The 17314-nt window shown below is 66.8% G+C and carries 15 protein-coding genes and 2 tRNA genes; 6 read left to right on the top strand and 11 right to left on the bottom strand.

Annotated features, from left to right (window positions below; genetic code table 11):
* Positions 1-4: 4 nt before the first annotated feature.
* Positions 5-742 carry an ABC transporter ATP-binding protein gene (locus EV675_RS15290; protein ID WP_130358208.1) on the bottom strand — a complete coding sequence of 246 codons (738 nt, stop codon included), beginning with the start codon at positions 740-742 and terminating at the stop codon, positions 5-7.
* A gap of 28 nt (positions 743-770) precedes the next feature.
* Between EV675_RS15290 and EV675_RS15285 the strand changes: the two genes are divergently transcribed.
* Entirely contained in the window at positions 771-1487 is a 717-nt protein-coding gene (locus EV675_RS15285) for an arylesterase (RefSeq protein WP_130358207.1), read from the top strand.
* A gap of 30 nt (positions 1488-1517) precedes the next feature.
* Here the strand turns inward: EV675_RS15285 and EV675_RS15280 are convergent, their stop codons facing one another.
* The 4 genes from EV675_RS15280 to EV675_RS15265 form a co-directional block, all read right to left on the bottom strand.
* Complete coding sequence (locus EV675_RS15280) at positions 1518-3434, bottom strand: SurA N-terminal domain-containing protein (protein ID WP_130358206.1); 1917 nt, start codon at positions 3432-3434, stop codon at positions 1518-1520.
* 144 nt (positions 3435-3578) lie between these two features.
* Entirely contained in the window at positions 3579-4718 is a 1140-nt protein-coding gene (gene nadA / locus EV675_RS15275) for a quinolinate synthase NadA (RefSeq protein WP_130358205.1), read from the bottom strand.
* A gap of 218 nt (positions 4719-4936) precedes the next feature.
* Positions 4937-5012 (bottom strand) — tRNA-Val (locus EV675_RS15270).
* 57 nt (positions 5013-5069) lie between these two features.
* Complete coding sequence (locus tag EV675_RS15265; RefSeq protein ID WP_130358204.1) at positions 5070-5819, bottom strand: AraC family transcriptional regulator; 750 nt, start codon at positions 5817-5819, stop codon at positions 5070-5072.
* An 89-nt stretch (positions 5820-5908) separates the two neighbouring features.
* On the opposite strand from EV675_RS15265, the gene EV675_RS15260 reads away from it, so the two are divergent.
* Together EV675_RS15260 and EV675_RS15255 are read left to right on the top strand one after the other, a co-directional pair.
* Positions 5909-6487, top strand: a complete 579-nt coding sequence (locus tag EV675_RS15260; RefSeq protein WP_130358203.1) for a cyclase family protein — start codon at positions 5909-5911, stop codon at positions 6485-6487.
* A 20-nt stretch (positions 6488-6507) separates the two neighbouring features.
* Positions 6508-7020 carry a flavin reductase gene (locus EV675_RS15255; protein WP_130358202.1) on the top strand — a complete coding sequence of 171 codons (513 nt, stop codon included), beginning with the start codon at positions 6508-6510 and terminating at the stop codon, positions 7018-7020.
* Between the two features lie 57 nt (positions 7021-7077).
* Here EV675_RS15255 and EV675_RS15250 read toward each other — a convergent pair whose 3' ends face one another.
* From EV675_RS15250 to EV675_RS15225, 6 genes are all read right to left on the bottom strand, one after another.
* Positions 7078-7416, bottom strand: coding sequence for an HU family DNA-binding protein (locus EV675_RS15250; RefSeq protein ID WP_165404624.1), 339 nt, complete (start codon positions 7414-7416; stop codon positions 7078-7080).
* A gap of 188 nt (positions 7417-7604) precedes the next feature.
* Positions 7605-10037 carry an endopeptidase La gene (gene lon, locus EV675_RS15245; protein ID WP_130358201.1) on the bottom strand — a complete coding sequence of 811 codons (2433 nt, stop codon included), beginning with the start codon at positions 10035-10037 and terminating at the stop codon, positions 7605-7607.
* Positions 10038-10589: 552 nt separating this feature from the next.
* On the bottom strand, positions 10590-11852 hold the full coding sequence (gene clpX / locus EV675_RS15240) for an ATP-dependent Clp protease ATP-binding subunit ClpX (protein ID WP_124689830.1): 1263 nt from the start codon (positions 11850-11852) through the stop codon (positions 10590-10592).
* 2 nt (positions 11853-11854) lie between these two features.
* The gene (clpP, locus tag EV675_RS15235) at positions 11855-12511 is read right to left on the bottom strand and encodes an ATP-dependent Clp endopeptidase proteolytic subunit ClpP (RefSeq protein WP_087840613.1); all 657 of its coding nucleotides are present in this window, start codon (positions 12509-12511) and stop codon (positions 11855-11857) included.
* The gene (gene tig / locus EV675_RS15230) at positions 12511-13821 is read right to left on the bottom strand and encodes a trigger factor (RefSeq protein ID WP_130358200.1); all 1311 of its coding nucleotides are present in this window, start codon (positions 13819-13821) and stop codon (positions 12511-12513) included. The genes clpP and tig overlap by 1 nt, the downstream gene beginning before the upstream one ends.
* Before the next feature lie 193 nt (positions 13822-14014).
* Positions 14015-14101: transfer RNA gene (locus EV675_RS15225), tRNA-Leu, on the bottom strand.
* Positions 14102-14317: 216 nt separating this feature from the next.
* Here EV675_RS15225 and EV675_RS15220 point away from each other — a divergent pair.
* The 3 genes from EV675_RS15220 to dapD all read left to right on the top strand — a co-directional run bounded on the left by EV675_RS15220 (position 14318) and on the right by dapD (position 17313).
* The gene (locus tag EV675_RS15220; RefSeq protein ID WP_130358199.1) at positions 14318-15025 is read left to right on the top strand and encodes a helix-turn-helix domain-containing protein; all 708 of its coding nucleotides are present in this window, start codon (positions 14318-14320) and stop codon (positions 15023-15025) included.
* A 111-nt stretch (positions 15026-15136) separates the two neighbouring features.
* The gene (dapC, locus tag EV675_RS15215) at positions 15137-16345 is read left to right on the top strand and encodes a succinyldiaminopimelate transaminase (RefSeq protein WP_130358198.1); all 1209 of its coding nucleotides are present in this window, start codon (positions 15137-15139) and stop codon (positions 16343-16345) included.
* 137 nt (positions 16346-16482) lie between these two features.
* Positions 16483-17313 carry a 2,3,4,5-tetrahydropyridine-2,6-dicarboxylate N-succinyltransferase gene (gene dapD, locus EV675_RS15210; protein ID WP_130358197.1) on the top strand — a complete coding sequence of 277 codons (831 nt, stop codon included), beginning with the start codon at positions 16483-16485 and terminating at the stop codon, positions 17311-17313.
* Position 17314 lies beyond the last annotated feature (1 nt).

Genomic DNA, 17314 nt, shown 5'->3' with positions numbered 1-17314 from the left:
CAGCTCAGGAAACGTCGCTGGCCGAATCATGCACCAGGCGCCCGCCCGCCACCACCAGTTGGCGCGCGCATCGCTGCGCCAGCTTGGCGTCGTGCGTAACCAGCAGCAAGGTCGTGCCCCGTTCGCGGTGCAGTTCGAACATCAGGTCGATGACGGCTTCGCCGGTGGCCGAATCCAGGCTGCCCGTAGGCTCGTCGGCGAACAGCAGCTCCGGCTCCACCACGAAGGCCCGCGCCAGGGACACCCGCTGCTGCTCCCCGCCCGACAGGGTCCGCGGATAATGGCGCAGGCGCGCGCCCAGGCCCACCCGCTCCAGCATGGCCGTGGCCGCGACGCGCGCATCGCGGCCCGCCAATTCCAGCGGCAGCATGACGTTCTCGAGCGCGGTCAGGTGGGGCAGCAACTGGAACGACTGGAAGACGAAGCCCACGTGGCGCGCCCGCAGGCTGGCCCGCTGGTCCTCGTCCAGCGCGAACAGGTCGCGGCCGGCCAGGTGCACCGATCCGGAGGTCGGCACGTCCAGCCCGGCCAGCAGGCCCAGCAGCGTCGACTTGCCCGACCCCGAACTCCCCGTGATGGCGACGGTCTCTCCGAAGGCCACCGTAAAATCGACCGCGTCGAGAATGGCGAGCTCGCCGCTCGAATCGGCCACCCGCCTGGTCAGCGATCGCACGGCAATGGCCGGCTGGGCGGCAGGCGTGTCCGCGGGCTGGCTCGCGGCGGATCGGGTCGGTCCCGTCATGATTGAATCGCTGGAAGAAAGGAAAGACATGATAAAGCCTCGCTCGTCGCAGCCGCCCCAGGACGCTGCCCGTACCCCGCACGATGCCGTCCGGCGCCTGTTCGCGGGCACGCTGTGCGCGGCCGCGCTGTGCGGCCTTGTGCCGGCCGCCCTGGCACAGACCGCCGCTCCCGCCGCGAGTTCCTCGCCCGCCCTGCTGGTGCTGGGCGACAGCCTGTCGGCGGAGTACGGCCTGCCGCGCGGAACGGGATGGGTGGCGCTGCTCGAGGCCCGCCTGCGCGAACGCAAGTTCGACTACCGCGTGGTCAACGCCAGCATCAGCGGCGACACCACCAGCGGCGGCGTCAGCAGGCTGCCGGCGCTGCTCGCGCGCCATCGGCCGGGCGTGGTGGTGATCGAACTGGGATCCAACGATGCGCTGCGCGGGCTGTCCCTGCAGATGACCGAGCAGAACCTGAACAAGATGGTGCAGGCGTCGCGCCAGGCCGGCGCGCGCGTGTTGCTGGTGGGCATGCAGATCCCGCCCAACTACGGCCGCGACTATACGCAGCGCTTCCAGCAATTGTTCGCCACGGTGGCCAAGGAACAGCAGGCGGCCCTGCTGCCCTTCCTGCTGGACGGCGTCGCCCAGCACATCGAGCTGTTCCAGCCCGATCGCCTGCATCCCACGGCGCAGGCGCAGCCGCGCCTGCTGGACAACGTCTGGCCCCGCCTGGAACCGCTGCTGGCCACCGGCAAGTCCTGACACGGCCGGCCTGGAGGCCGGCCCGCGGCCTCAGCGCTCGGCGGCCGGCGCGGCGGTGGTCAGGGCCGTGCCTTCGGGCGAGACCGTGACCTTGTACTTCTCGCGCAGCGTCTGCAACACCGCCAGTTGCTCGGCCTGCGCCCAGCGGCGTTCCATCATCGACTTCTCGCCGGCGATCGCGGCGGCGTCGGGCTTGGGCGCGGCCTCGACCTTGGAGATCCGGGCGATGACGTAGTCGTCGCCGGCGATCGTGCCCACGAACGCCGGCAGCTTGTCGGCCGGCGCCTTCATGACCGCGTTCAGCAGCGCCGGGGCGACACCCTGCGGCGCATTGCGCGCCACGGTGACGGCGGCGCCGAAACCCTGGCTGGAATCCTTGGCCTGAAGGGCCTTCAGGCGCTCCTCGCCCGCCGCGCGGGCCAGGTCGAGCGCCTTGTCCTGCGTCAGTTGCGTGCGGATGGCGCTCGACACGTCGGCCAGGGGCTGCACCGACGCCGGCACATGCTTGACCACGCGCACCGCCGCCAGGCGGTTCGGGCCGAGTTCGATCACGCCCGAGTTGCGCTTCTCGCGCAGCACCTCGTCCGAGAACAAGGCCTGCGCCACCTTGGGATTGCCCATGACGTCGTTGCCCTGCAGCCCGCCGCGCGTGACGCCCTGGGCCTCCTGGATCTTCAGGCCGAACTTCTGCGCCGCGGGTTCGAGCGTGTCGCTCTGCTCGTACACCAGGTTCGTGAACTGCTCGGCGGCCTCGGCGAAACGGCGGGCGGCCTGCTGCTGCTTGATTTCCTCGACGATCTGGGCGCGGACCTCGGCCAGGGGCTTGACCACGGCCGGACGGATGCCGGTCAGCTTGATGACGTGGAAGCCGTAGTCGGTCGCCACGACGCCCGACACCTCGCCCTCTTTCAGCGCGAAGGCGGCATCCTCGAAAGGCTTGACCATCATGCCGCGGCCGAACCAGTCCAGGTCGCCGCCCTTGGCCGCCGAGCCGGGATCCTGCGAATTCTCGCGCGCCAGCTTGGCGAAATCGGCCTTGGGCGCCTTGGCCTGGTCGTCCAGGGATTGCGCCTTCTTACGCGCTTCCTCGCGCACGGCTTCGCTGGCGCCGCCATCGACCGTGATCAGGATGTGGCTGGCCCGGCGCTGCTCTTCCTGGCCGTAGCGGCCCTTGTTCTGCTCGTAGTAGCCCTTGACGTCGTCCTCGGACACCGCCATGCCCGAGGTCGATGCGCCCTGGTCCAGCACCACGTACTGGGCATCGACGCGTTCCGGCACTTCGAAGCGGGCGCGGTTGGCCTCGTAATAGGCCTTCACCTCGTCGTCGCCGACGCTGACCTTGGCGCGATAGTCCGCCGCGGCCACCCGCAGGGTCTGGATGCTGCGGCGCTCGGTCGCCGCGGCCACCAGGCGGTCCATGACGGCGTCCGGCATGGTGGTCGATTGCGCCACCGGCCCCAGCACCTGCTGCAGGGCCAGGTCGCGCCGCAGTTGCGCCTCGAACATGACCGGGGTCATGCCCTGGGCTGCCAGCGCGTCGCGGTAGCGGGCGTTGCTGAACTTGCCGTCTTCCTGCACGGCGGGAATCGCCTGGATGGTGGCGCGGAGCTGTTCGTCGGAAGCCGAGAAATGGTTCTTGGTGGCCTCGGCGGCGATCAGGCGGGTGTTGATGATCTCGTCCAGCACCGCCTGGCGCATCGCCGGCGTATCGAAGGCCTGCGAATCGAACTGCGCGCCCATCATGCCGCGCAGCTGGTCGAGCCGGCTGCGCGAGGCCGCGTCGAACTCCTGCTGCGTCACGGTTTCGCCCGCCACCTTGGCCAGCGACTTGTCGCCTTCCATGAAGCTGGAGTAGCCCTGGATGCCGACGAAGACGAACGACGGCAGGATCAGCAGCAGCAGGACGAACTGCATCCAGCGGCGGTGGTTACGGATGATGTCAAACATGCGCGAATACTCCGGTCGGATGCCAGCGGCACGACGGCCATACAAGCAAAATGCCCACAGGCTCAAGGCCGATGGGCACCCATTAGTGTCGAGCCGATTCTAGCATGGCGCCTGGGGCTCGACGCCTTGCGCGGCCGGCGCGGACTACGCCGGACCGACCGCGGAAAACAGTGCTGCGTCGCGCGCCAGGTCGCCGCTGGCCTGGACCCGGCGGTCGCGGCGGGCGGCGAAATCCAGCATGCGGTCGATCGGCCGGCGCGCCTGCCGCCCCAGCGCCGGATCCAGCAGGATTTCGCCCGCGCCCCGCTCCAGGCATCCGGCCAGATTTTCCAGCCCGTTCATGGCCATCCACGGACAATGCGCGCAGCTCTTGCAGGTCGCGCTTCCCCCCGCCGTCGGCGCCGCGATGAAAACCTTGCCGGGAGCGGCCAGCCGCATCTTGTGCAACAGGCCCTGGTCGGTGGCCACGATGAAATGCGTGGCGTCGAGTTCGCGCGCGGCCTTGATCATCTGCGCGGTCGAGCCCACCACGTCGGCCTGGGACACGACGGCGGGCGGCGACTCCGGATGCACCAGCACCTTGGCCTGCGGGTATTCCGCCCGCAGCAGTTCGAGCTCGATGCCCTTGAACTCGTCGTGCACCAGGCACGACCCCTGCCACAGCAGCATGTCGGCGCCGGTCTGCGACTGGACATAGGCGCCCAGGTGGCGGTCGGGCGCCCACAGGATCTTTTCCCCGCGGGCGTGCAGGTCGGCGACGATGTCCAGCGCGATGGCCGAGGTCACGGCCCAGTCCGCCCGCGCCTTCACGGCCGCGCTGGTATTGGCGTAGACCACCACGGTGCGGTCGGGATGGGCATCGCAGAAGGCCGAGAACTCGTCCAGGGGACAGCCCAGGTCCAACGAGCAGGTGGCGTCCAGGTCGGGCATCAGCACGCGCTTCTCGGGGCTGAGGATCTTGGCCGTTTCCCCCATGAAGCGCACCCCCGCCACCACCAGCGTGCTGGCCGCGTGGTCGCGGCCGAAGCGCGCCATCTCCAGGGAATCCGCGACGCAGCCGCCCGTCTCGTCGGCCAGTTCCTGCAATTCGGCATCCACGTAGTAATGCGCGACCAGCACCGCGTTCTCGCGCTGGAGCAGCGCCCGGATGCGCGCCTTCAGTTCGTCCCGCCGATGACCCGGCAAGTCCTCGGGCACCTTGGCCCAGGCCTGCCCCACCGAGCACGCGCCGCCGGCGGCCGTGGGCGAATCGAAATCGAAAGTGCGAAGCAGCGTCTGGTTCATCCCGTCATCCGTCCATTTATGCTCATATTGAGCATTTTTTGAGCAAAAAAATATCGACGGGACTTATGCTAAATATGAGCATAATGAATGTCAATAGCGAAAACCCGAAAATGCATGGCGCATGCGGCGAAGCAGGCATCAAAGAAAGCAAGCGCCAAAGAAAAAGGGCCTGGATGACTCCAAGCCCTTGATCCCGACACGTGTGCGCTTCGACAGAGTGGTGGGTGCTACAGGGGTCGAACCTGTGACCTACGCCTTGTAAGGGCGCCGCTCTACCAACTGAGCTAAGCACCCTCTGCGATACGACTCGTGACTCGGCGCGTATTGTAGCGGATTGCCCGGGCACCTGCATCAGCCGCCCCGCGGCAGCCGGCTGGGCGGATAGCCGTAGAACATCTTGAATGCCTGCGCATACGCGCCCTCGGTCGCATACCCCACCGCCAGCGCGATATCCAGTTGCCGCCAACCCTGTGCATGCAGTTCGGCCGCCCGGGTCATCCGTACGTAGTTGCGCCATTGCTGGAAGGACATGCCGGTATGGGCCACGAACCCGCGCTGGATGGTCTTCTCGCTGGCACTGGCCATGCGCGCCCACGCCCCCAGCGAACGATTGTCGGCCGGGTCCTGTTCCAACGCGCGGCAGATGGGCGCGATGCGCGGATCGGCGGGGATCTGTATGCCCGGCTCCGTCCAGGGTGCCGACGCCAGCTCGTCAGCCAGCACGCGCGCCTTGCGCAGGCTCTGTTCGCCCCCGCCTCCATCCGGATCCCAGCTGGCCGCATCCAGGATCAGTTCCCGCAGCAGCGGCCGCACGCAGACGACCATGCAGCGTTCCGCGTCGTAGAAGTCCGGCTCGACGTAAACGCTGTGATACCGGAAGCTGCGGTCCATCAGCACGGCGTGCGGCACCCCGCGTGGGATCCACGCCGCCCGGTCCGGCGCAAGCCGTATCACCCGCTGCCGGGTCTCCAGCAGCGTCGACCCCTGCTCGGGATAAAGCAGTTGCCCGACCTCGTGGCTATGCATGGCGGCGTGCGCCGAACGCCCCTCCCTGACCACGATGCGCAGGGGAAACCGCTGCGGGGCGACGATGCCGGACATGTCCGATCCTCAATGAAATCTGGCCGAGATGCGGCGGCGCGCGAAACGGCGCCGGTCGATGATGCAGTCGTCATCCACCGGAGCCCTCCATGTACATCGACCTCACGCTTTCCATCGACATCCAGGACCCCATTATCGCCAAAGCCAGCGCCGACCCCGACAGCTACATGTCGCGCGGCCACATCGGCACCCATCTCGACGTCTACGGCGGCCAGGCCTTCCCGCCCGCCCACTACTGCATGCGGCGGGGCCTCTTGATCGACGCGCGGGACGCCGGCGAAGAAATCGGCCTTGCGGTCCTGGCCGGCCGTGAGTTCCAGGCCGGCGACTTCCTCATTTTCCATACCGGCCACCTGGACCGCCACGTCTACGGCTCCCGCCCCTACTACCAGAACCAGCCGAAATTCTCGTGGGACCTGGTCCAGCACCTGGCCGAGCGCGACACCGGCTTCATCGGCCTGGACTTTCCCGGCATGCGGCCCGGGCCCGAACACAACACCGCGGACCGCATCGTGGGCAGCCGCGGCGGCTACGTCATCGAAAACCTGGCCAATGTGGGCAGACTGCACGCCCAGGCCGGCGACCGGGCGTTTCTGGTCTGCACGGGATGGACCGGCTTCCAGGGCTCGACGGGACTGTCGTGCCGTGTCGTCGCCCACCTGGACTGAGACCGCAGGAGAAGCCCGCCATGACCTCGCATCCTGCTTCGGTCCCCCACCCCGACGGCAGCGCCTATCGCGCCGCCATGGCCCGTCTGGGCGCCTCGGTGCACATCGTCACCAGCGCGGGCCCAGCGGGCCGCGTCGGTTTGACAGCCTCGGCCGTCTGCAGCGTGACCGACGATCCGCCCATGCTGCTGGTGTGCCTGAACCGACGCTCGTCGGCCCACGACGCGACGCTGGCCAACGGCGTGCTGTGCGTCAACACGCTGGCCGCCGGCCACGAAACCCTGTCGCGCCGGTTCAGCGGCGGCGGGGACATGGACGGCCGGTTCGCGCAAGGCGCATGGAGCCGCCTGGAAACGGGTTCCCCGGTCCTGGACGGCGCGATGGTCGCGTTCGACTGCCGCATCGTCGACACGATGCGGCAAGGCACACACACGGTCATGTTCTGCGAGGTCCAGGGCTTGCGCACGGGAGAAGCACTGGCCGGCCTGTTCTATTTTTCGCGGACGTATCACGCGTTGGGACCGGCAAGCTAGGGACGAAAAAAAACCCTGGCGCCAAACCAGGGTTTCTCGTCACGAAGTGCCTGCGCCTTAGTTGACGGCGTCTTTCAGCGCCTTGCCCGGACGGAATTTCGGCACCTTGGCTTTCTTGATCTTGATGGCTTCGCCGGTACGCGGGTTACGGCCGGTGCGGGCCGCGCGAGCGCTCACCGCGAAAGTGCCGAAACCGACCAGCGTCACCGTGCCGCCCTTCTTGAGCGTCGTTTTCACCGCTCCCACCAGCGCATCCAGCGAACGGCCGGCAGCCGCCTTGGAAATGTCGGCTTGCTTGGCGATGTGGTCGATAAGCTCGGTCTTGTTCATTAGGCCCCTCACAAGGTCTATCTGTGGAAAAAATTTTTGGTCCCGATGCGAGTCCGCAAGGGGCACCCCCGAAGAGCGACGTACCGCGCGGAGCTGCTCTTGCCGGTACGAAACGCAGACGGCTATTTAATCCTTGGGCAGAAAGTCGTGTCAAGGGAAACCCGCTGGAAAACCGCGTAAAACCTCATGTTTCCGCATGTGACGAAAAAAAAGAGGGCACTTGCGTGCCCTCTTCCATGACCCGGACCTCGGGATCAGTGCTTCATGACAGGGTCCGTGGCAGCTCCACCTTCGGCAGCCACATGGGCCTCGACCTTGGTCTCGGCCTTCGCGGCCTCCTCTTCGGGCAAGGCCTCGGGCAGCCGCTCCAGCGCGAGTTCGAGCACCCGGTCGATCCAGCGGACCGGCACGATCTCGAGGTGGTTCTTGACCGTATCCGGGATCTCCGCCAGGTCCTTGGCGTTCTCTTCCGGAATCAGCACGGTCTTGATACCGCCCCGATGCGCGGCCAGCAGCTTTTCCTTCAGGCCGCCGATCGGCAGGACCTCGCCGCGCAGCGTGATCTCGCCGGTCATCGCCACGTCGGCGCGCACGGGGATGCCCGTCAACGAGGAAACGATGGCCGTGGTGATCGCCGCGCCCGCGGACGGACCGTCCTTGGGCGTGGCGCCCTCGGGCACGTGCACGTGCATGTCCTTCTTTTCGAACACCGCGTGATCGATGCCCAGCCGGCGAGCGCGCGAACGCACCACCGAGCGCGCGGCCTCGACCGACTCCTTCATGACGTCGCCCAGCGAACCGGTGCGCTGGATCGCGCCCTTGCCCGGCATGACCGCCACTTCGATCGTCAGCAGGTCGCCGCCCACTTCGGTCCAGGCCAGCCCGGTCACCTGGCCGATCTGGTTTTCCTTCTCGGCCACGCCGAAGGTGTAGCGACGCACGCCCAGGTAATCGTTCAGGTTGTCCGCCGTGACGACCACCTGTTGCTTGTCGCCCTTGAGCAGCAGGCCCTTGACCACCTTGCGGCAGATCTTGCTGACCTCGCGTTCCAGCGCGCGCACGCCCGCCTCGCGGGTGTAGTAGCGCACGATGTCGCGCAGGGCCGATTCCTCGACCTTGAGTTCTTCGCCCTTCAACCCGTTGTTCTTCATCTGCTTGGGCAGCAGATGCTGCATGGCGATGTGCACCTTCTCGTCTTCGGTGTAGCCCGACAGGCGGATCACCTCCATCCGGTCCAGCAGCGCCGGCGGAATGTTCAGCGTGTTGCTGGTCGCCACGAACATCACGTCGGACAGATCGAAATCGACCTCGACATAGTGGTCCTGGAAGGTGTGGTTCTGTTCGGGATCCAGCACCTCGAGCAGCGCCGACGCCGGGTCGCCGCGGAAATCCATGCCCATCTTGTCGACTTCGTCGAGCAGGAAGAGCGGATTACGCGCGCCGACCTTCGACAGGTTCTGCAGGATCTTGCCCGGCATCGAACCGATGTAGGTACGGCGGTGGCCGCGGATCTCGGACTCGTCGCGCACGCCGCCCAGCGCCATCCGCACGAACTTGCGGTTGGTCGCCTTGGCGATCGACTGGCCGAGCGAGGTCTTGCCCACGCCCGGAGGGCCGACCAGGCACAGGATGGGCGCCTTGACCTTGTCCACGCGCTGTTGCACGGCAAGGTATTCAAGGATGCGTTCCTTGACCTTGTCCAGGCCATAGTGGTCGTCGTTGAGCACCTCTTCCGCGTGCGGCAGGGAATTGTTTACCTTGCTCTTCTTCTTCCACGGCAGGCCGACCAGCGTGTCGATGTAGTTGCGCACCACGGTGGCCTCGGCCGACATGGGCGACATCAGCTTGAGCTTCTTGAGCTCGGCATCGGCCTTCTTCTTGGCCTCCTTGGGCATGTGGGCGGCGATGATCTTCTTCTCGAGCTCCTCGAAGTCGGCGCCGTCCTCGCCTTCGCCCAGTTCCTTCTGGATGGCCTTGACCTGCTCGTTCAGGTAGTACTCGCGCTGGCTCTTCTCCATCTGCTTCTTGACGCGGCCGCGGATGCGCTTCTCCACTTGGAGAATGTCGATCTCGGTCTCGAGCTGCGCCAGCAGCGCTTCCAGGCGCTCGGAGGTGGAAAACACCTCGAGCATCTTCTGCTTCTGCTCCAGCTTGAGCGGCAGGTGCGCCGCGATGGTGTCGGCCAGCCGGCCGGGCTCGTCGATGCCCGACAGCGAGGTCAGGATCTCGGGCGGGATCTTCTTGTTCAGTTTGACGTACTGGTCGAACTGCGACACGATCGCGCGCCGCAGGGCCTCGGTTTCCGAGCCCTGGCCCCTGTCGGGATCGATGGGCACGAGTTCGCAGGCAAAATGCGCGCCCAGGTCGTCGATGCGGGTGATGCGGGCGCGCTGGGCCCCCTCGACCAGCACCTTGACGGTGCCGTCGGGCAGCTTGAGCATCTGCAGGATGCTGGCCAGGCAGCCGATCTCGTAGATGTCGTCGGCCGAGGGCTCATCCTTGGCGGCCGACTTCTGGGCCACCAGCATGATGCTCTTGCCGGCTTCCATCGCGGCTTCCAGCGCCTTGATGGACTTGGGCCTCCCCACGAACAGCGGGATGACCATGTGAGGAAATACGACCACGTCGCGCAGCGGAAGCAGCGGCAACTCGATCGGTTCGGGAGGGAGTATCTGGCTCGCAGACATGATTCGTCCTCGAATTTGAATGCAATCAGGATGAGGGCGTAAGCGTGGATTTCAAGCGTCGGCGGGCAACGTGGTCTGCTGGAACTGCCGGGCGCATGCCCTTTTCCCGCACGTCACGCCCGGGAAAAGCGTATGAACCCGAAGAGTGGCGCAGAGTCATCATTCGCCCACAGGCCATTGATTTGCACGCCATGGCCCAATGTAGCATATGGAGCTCCCCCCTACGCGCTGACGCGCGCCCCCCAGGGGGCGATGCGGGTGGACCGGCGGAGCCGGATCCACCGCATCCTGGGGTAACAACGGGCTGGCGGGGGACTGGCGATACTGCCCGGCATCCGGTTGGATTGAAAAAGAAGACGGCCTTGCTCGTACGCAAGGCCGTCTTCATTTCCCTGTCGCTCCCAACCCAGGGCACCACGGATCCGGCTTTGCCGGTCCGCCAGTGCCGCCCCCTTGAGGGGGAGCGGCCGAAGGCCGCTTGGGGGTGGGCTTCCCTTCCGGTCCACCCGCATCGCCCCCTGGGGGGCGCGCGTCAGCGCGTAGGGGGATCCTCTACTTATTGGCGACCTTGGGCTTGTCGCCGTAGATCAGGAGGGGGATGCCTTCGCCGGTGATGGCGTTTTCGTCCAGGACGACCTTGACGACGTTGCCCTGGGTGGGCAGTTCGTACATCGTGTCGAGCAGCGCGGCTTCGATGATGGAGCGCAGGCCGCGGGCGCCGGTCTTGCGCTTGAGCGCTTTTTCGGCGATGGCCAGGAGGGCCTGGGGCCGGACGTCCAGTTCGGCGCCTTCCATGGCCAGCAGCTTCTGGAACTGCTTGACCAGGGCGTTCTTGGGCTCGACCAGGATCTGGATCAGGGCTTCCTCGTTCAGCTCGTCCAGCGTCGCCACGACGGGCAGGCGGCCGACCAGTTCGGGGATGAGGCCGAACTTGATCAGGTCCTCGGGCTCGACTTCGCCGAACAGCGCGCTGACCGAGCGTTCCGATTCCGCCTTGACCGAGGCGCCGAAGCCGATGCCGGACTTCTCGGTACGGCCGCGGATGACTTTTTCCAGTCCGTCGAACGCGCCGCCGCAGATGAACAGGATGTTGGTCGTGTCGATCTGCACGAAATCCTGGTTCGGATGCTTGCGGCCGCCCTGCGGCGGAACCGAGGCGACGGTGCCTTCGATCAGCTTGAGCAGGGCCTGCTGCACGCCTTCGCCCGACACGTCGCGGGTAATGGACGGGTTGTCGGCCTTGCGCGAGATCTTGTCGATCTCGTCGATGTAGACGATGCCGCGCTGGGCCTTTTCCACATCGTAGTTGCAGTTCTGCAGCAGCTTCTGGATGATGTTCTCGACGTCCTCGCCCACGTAGCCGGCTTCGGTCAGCGTGGTGGCGTCGGCGATCACGAACGGCACGTTCAGCAGGCGGGCCAGCGTCTGGGCCAGCAGCGTCTTGCCCGAACCCGTGGGTCCGATCAGCAGGATGTTGCTCTTGGACAGCTCGACGTCGTCCGTCTTGCCGCCGGCATGACGGATGCGCTTGTAGTGGTTGTACACCGCCACCGACAGGATCCGCTTGGCCCGGGTCTGGCCGATCACGTACTGGTCGAGGATCTCCTTGATCTCGGCCGGCGTGGGCAGTTCGGACTTGGCGCCGGTCTTGACGTCGGCGGCCACTTCGTCACGGATGATGTCGTTGCACAGGTCGATGCACTCATCGCAAATGAACACCGACGGTCCGGCGATCAGCTTGCGAACCTCATGCTGGCTCTTGCCGCAAAACGAGCAATAGAGCAGCTTTTCGTTCGACCCTTTCTTTTCCGACATGCTCAACCCTGTTCGGTACGACTGCTGAAGACTTTGTCGATCAAGCCATACGATAGCGCATCGGCCGCCGACATGAAATTGTCGCGCTCGGTGTCCACCGCGATGCGTTCGATCGGCTGGCCGGTGTTCTCGGCCAGGATCCGGTTCAGGCGCTCGCGCAGGTACAGGATCTCGCGCGCATGGATCTCGATGTCGGTCGCCTGGCCCTGGGCCCCGCCCGAAGGCTGGTGGATCATGATGCGGGAGTTGGGCAGCGAGATCCGCTTGCCCTTGGCGCCGGCGGCCAGCAGGAACGCGCCCATGCTGGCGGCCAGGCCGGTGCAGAGCGTGGCCACGTCGGGCTTGACGAACTGCATCGTGTCATAGATGGCCATGCCCGCGTACACCGATCCGCCGGGCGAATTGATGTACAGCGAGATGTCCTTCTCGGGGTTTTCCGACTCCAGGAACAGGAGCTGGGCCACGATCAGGTTGGCGGTGGCATCGGCCACCGGCCCGACCAGGAAGATGATCCGCTCTTTCAGCAGACGCGAGTAGATGTCGTACGCACGCTCGCCCCGGCCGGACTGTTCGATCACCATCGGCACATAGCCGAGGGCCTTGGGGCCGAGCGACTCGGCCCCGTACATGGATGCGTAGAAATCTACGAAGCGTTGCATCAGGCAGTTCCCATCAATTCATCGAAGGAGACTTGCTCGTCCTTGACCTGGGCCTTGGACAGCACGTGCTGGACGACGTTGTCCTCGAGCACGATGGCCTCGATCTCGGCCAGGCGCGACTTGTCCGTCAGATAGTAGCGCACGACTTCCTCGGGCTTCTCGTAGCTCTGGGCGAAGTCCTCGATGCGGGCGCGGATCTGGTCCGGCTTGGCCTTGAGATTCTCGACCTTGACCAGTTCCGACACCAGCAGGCCCAGGCGCACGCGGCGCTCGGATTCCGAGGCGAAGGCCTCGGCCGGGATCGGCAGCTTGTCGGCGTTGGGCACGCCGCGCTGGCGCAGGTCCTCGCGGGCGGCCTCGATGCGGCGCTCGGTGTCGTCGTTGACCAGGGCCTTGGGAATGTCGAAGGTGGCCGCCTTGGCCAGCGCATCCATCACGCTCGACTTGGTGCGGGCCTGGGTGCGGCTGCGCACTTCGCGCTCGAGGTTGGCGCGGATGTCGGCGCGCAGCTTCTCGACGTCGCCTTCGGCCTGGCCCAGCTGCTTGGCGAACTCGGCGTCGACCTGGGGCAGCACGCCCTCTTCCACCTTCTTGATCGTGATGGTGAACTCGGCGGTCTTGCCGGCCACTTCGGCCGAGCCGTAGTCGGCCGGGAACGCCAGCGGGAACACCTTGGTCTCGCCGGCCTTCATGCCGCGCGCGGCGGCCTCGAACTCGGGCAGCATGCGGCCCTGGCCGAGCACGAACGGGAAGTCCTGGGCGGTGCCGCCCTGGAACGCGACGCCGTCGATGGTGCCGGCGAAGTCCAGCGTCACGCGGTCGTCGTCGCCCGCGGCGCGGCCTTCGCGCTCTTCGAAGGTCACGCGCTGCTTGCGCAGGATGTCGACGGTGCGGTCGACCTCGGCATCACCCACTTCGCTCTTGGCGCTGGTGATTTCCAGGGCCGACAGGTCGGGAATGGCGACTTCCGGGTAGACCTCGAAGGTGGCGCTGAAGGCGACCACGTCGTCGGCCACGCCTTCGGTCTTGGGCTCGACCGACGGCGAACCCGCCAGGCGCAGCTTGGACTCGGCCACGACCTTTTCCAGGGCGTCGCCGATCTTGGCGTTCAGCACTTCCATGCGCACTTCGGGACCGTAGGTACGGGCCAGCATGGGCAGCGGGACCTTGCCGGGACGGAACCCCGGCATCTTGGCGGTGCGGGCCAGGCGCTTGAGGCGCGATTCGACTTCTTTTTCGATGTCGGCCACCGGCACGGAAAGATCAACGCGGCGCTCAAGCCCCGACAGGGTTTCAACCACAGGCTGCATGCAAAAACCTATATTGAGTATGTGTAATCGACAGAACCGGACACCCGCGCCGCGAGAGGCACCGCAACCAGAGATCGATCCGGGCATTCGCGAATTGTGCCACAGCCCCCATGCGGCGCCGCAGCGCCGCGCGGAGGCTCCGGAAGCCGCCTTGCCGGCTGCGGCCGGACACCGCCAGGGTTGTTCAAACTTGTGGTGCGACCGAGAGGAATCGAACCTCCACAGGATTTCTCCCGACAGGACCTAAACCTGTTGCGTCTACCAATTTCGCCACGGTCGCACATCAGAAACCGGATTGTAACCCGAGTCTCCGAAAAGGCCCGGGGGGCCCCTTCTCCCGCCCGCGGGCCCCGGCCCGACCGGTCCGCCAAGCATTGTTTTCGCTTGCCGCGCGGGCTTTCGGCCATTCCGGGCGCCTGTTTACCGTTATTGATCATCCTCTCCAAAACGTTGGGATAGATTGCGATTGCAATCCCGCAACGCCTTCTTACCCGCAATGATAGAAACCCACACGCCAGAAGTCGCCGTCCTGCTCGGGGAGACCGGCCGCGATTACGAAATCGCGGACGAGCTGATGCGCGCCGGCTTCAGCGTCTACGTCTGCACCAGTTCGCAGGAAGTGCATGCGCTGCTGCGCGCGGGCAAGAACCCCGTGGTGCTGGCCGACGCGGCGCGCGCGACCGCGTTCGACAGCTACCCGCTGACCCGCCTGGTCTACATCCCGCCCGAGCCCGGCCAGGCGGCCGACAAGCCGCAGGTGGACGTCCAGGTGCTGGGCGCGGACCCGAACATGGAATTGCTGCCCATCCTGCGCGCCATGCGTCGCCACCTCGCCCTGGCCAGGCCTCGCCTGTCCGAGCCGCCGCCGGAAGCGCCGACACCGGCGCTGTGGCTCCTGTCCACCCCGCCGCGCCGCCTGACGAGCCCGGAGGGCCGCAGCCTGCCGCTGACGCTGACCGAATGGCAGTTCGTCAGCCACCTTTTCAGCGAGCGCAACCGCACCCTGACCTTTGCCCAGTGGCAGGCAGTCTCGGCCAAGGACGGCGAGCGCCAGCTGCACAACGTCGCGGTCCTGGTGAGCCGGCTGCGCCGCAAGGCGCAGCGGCACGGCATCACCCTGCCCCTGGAGGCCGTCCGGGGCGTGGGCTACTCCTTCACGCAACCCTGCGGGGATCTGGCGCCGGGGCCCAGGCACGCCCGCTAGGACGGCCGGCGGGAAATGCCGCTGCGCGGCCGCGCTGTCCCCCGAGGGGGCGCTTCTTGCCGCCGGGCCGCCCCAAGGCAAAATGGCGGGCCCGAGGTTACAATCGCGGCCATGAATCCTCGCCTCGGGCTGCTCCAGCCCTATCCCTTCGAAAAACTGCGCGCGCTGTACGCCGATATCGTGCCGCCCGCCAGCCTGCGCCCCGTCAGCCTGTCCATCGGCGAGCCCAAGCACGCCACGCCGGCTTTCATCGAGGACGCCATCCGGCAGAACCTGTCCGGGTTGTCCGGCTATCCCCCGACCAAGGGCTCGCCCGCGCTGCGCGCCGCCATCGCCGGATGGCTGGAACGGCGCTACGGGCTGCCGGCCATCGATCCCGACAGGCAGGTGCTGCCCGTGCTGGGCTCGCGCGAGGCCCTGTTCGCCTTCGCGCAGGTGGTGATCGACGGCGCGCAGCAGCCCCGCGTGCTGTGCCCCAATCCGTTCTACCAGATATACGAAGGCGCAGCCCTGCTGGCCGGCGCCCGCCCCACCTTCGTCAACGCCGACCCGGCGCGCAACTTCGGCTGCGACTGGGCATCGGTCTCGCCCGCCGAATGGCGCGAGACCCGGCTGGTCTACGTCTGCTCGCCGGGCAACCCGGCGGGCAACGTCATGGACCTGGACGAATGGAAGTACCTGTTCGAGCAGGCCGACAAGTATGGCTTCATCATCGCCTCGGACGAGTGCTATTCCGAGATCTACCTGGACGAGGCCGAACCGCCGCTGGGCGCGCTGGAAGCCGCTCACCGCCTGGGCCGCGGCGACTTCCACAACATCGTGGTGTTCTCCAGCCTGTCCAAGCGCTCGAACGTGCCCGGCATGCGCTCGGGTTTCGTGGCGGGCGACGCCAGGCTGCTGGCGCAGTTCCTGCTGTACCGCACCTACCATGGCAGCGCCATGAGCGACGTGGTGTCGGCCGCCAGCGTCGCGGCCTGGAACGACGAGGAACACGTGCGCGAGAACCGGCGCATGTACCGCGAGAAATTCGACGCGGTGCTGCCCATCCTGCAGGATGCGATGGACATCCAGCGCCCGCAGGCCTCGTTCTACCTCTGGCCGCGCACGCCCATCGACGATGCCGAGTTCACCCGCGGCCTGCTGGCCCGGGAAAACGTCACCGCCCTGCCGGGCAGCTACCTCGCGCGCGAGACCCCGGCGGGCAACCCCGGCGCCAACCGCCTGCGCCTGGCGCTGGTGGCGCCCCTGGACGAATGCGTCGAGGCGGCCCACCGCCTGGCCCGCTACGCCCGCTCGCTGCCCCCGACCCGCATCGTATAAACGAACACCCATACCGCATGTAAACACACCCCGCTACCCAGGGCACAGCGGATCCGGCTCCGCCGGTCCGCCAGTGCCGCCCCCTCGGGGGGCGCGCGCAAGCGCGTAGGGGGGGTCCTCTTATTGGATATCCGAGCATGAGCCAAGATCTCAAGACCATCATCGAACAAGCCTGGGAAGACCGCGCCTCGCTGTCGCCCGCCGCAGCCCCCGCCGCCGTCCGCGAAGCCGTCGAGCACGTCCTTGCCGGGCTGGACAAGGGCGAGCTGCGCGTGGCCGAGAAACAGAACGGCGACTGGACCGTCCACCAATGGATCAAGAAGGCCGTGCTGCTGTCCTTCCGCCTGGAGGACAACGTCGTGATGGGCACCGGCCCGGGCAGCGCCCTGCAGTTCTACGACAAGGTGCCCAGCAAGTTCGCCGGCTACAGCGCCGAGGACTTCAAGCAGGGCGGCTTCCGCGTCGTGCCGCCCGCCGCCGCCCGCCGAGGCTCGTTCATTGCCCGCAACGCGGTGCTGATGCCCTCTTACGTGAACATCGGCGCCTACGTCGACGAAGGCACCATGGTCGACACCTGGGCCACCGTGGGCTCGTGCGCGCAGATCGGCAAGAACGTCCACCTGTCGGGCGGCGTGGGCATCGGCGGCGTGCTCGAGCCGCTGCAGGCCAACCCCACCATCATCGAAGACAACTGCTTCATCGGCGCCCGCTCGGAAGTCGTCGAAGGCGTGATCATCGAGGAAAACTCGGTCCTGTCCATGGGCGTGTTCATCGGCCAGAGCACCAAGATCTACAACCGCGAAACCGGCGAGATCACCTACGGCCGCGTGCCCTCGGGCTCGGTGGTCGTGCCCGGCAGCCTGCCTTCGGCCGACGGCAAGTACAGCCTGAACTGCGCCGTGATCGTCAAGCGCGTCGATGCGCAGACCCGCGCCAAGACCAGCATCAACGACCTGCTGCGCGCCTGAC

The sequence above is a fragment of the Pigmentiphaga kullae genome, assembly GCF_004216695.1.
Classification (GTDB): domain Bacteria; phylum Pseudomonadota; class Gammaproteobacteria; order Burkholderiales; family Burkholderiaceae_B; genus Pigmentiphaga; species Pigmentiphaga kullae.
The sequence above is the reverse complement of the archived record's forward strand: the minus strand, read 5'-3'. Positions and strand labels throughout refer to the sequence as shown.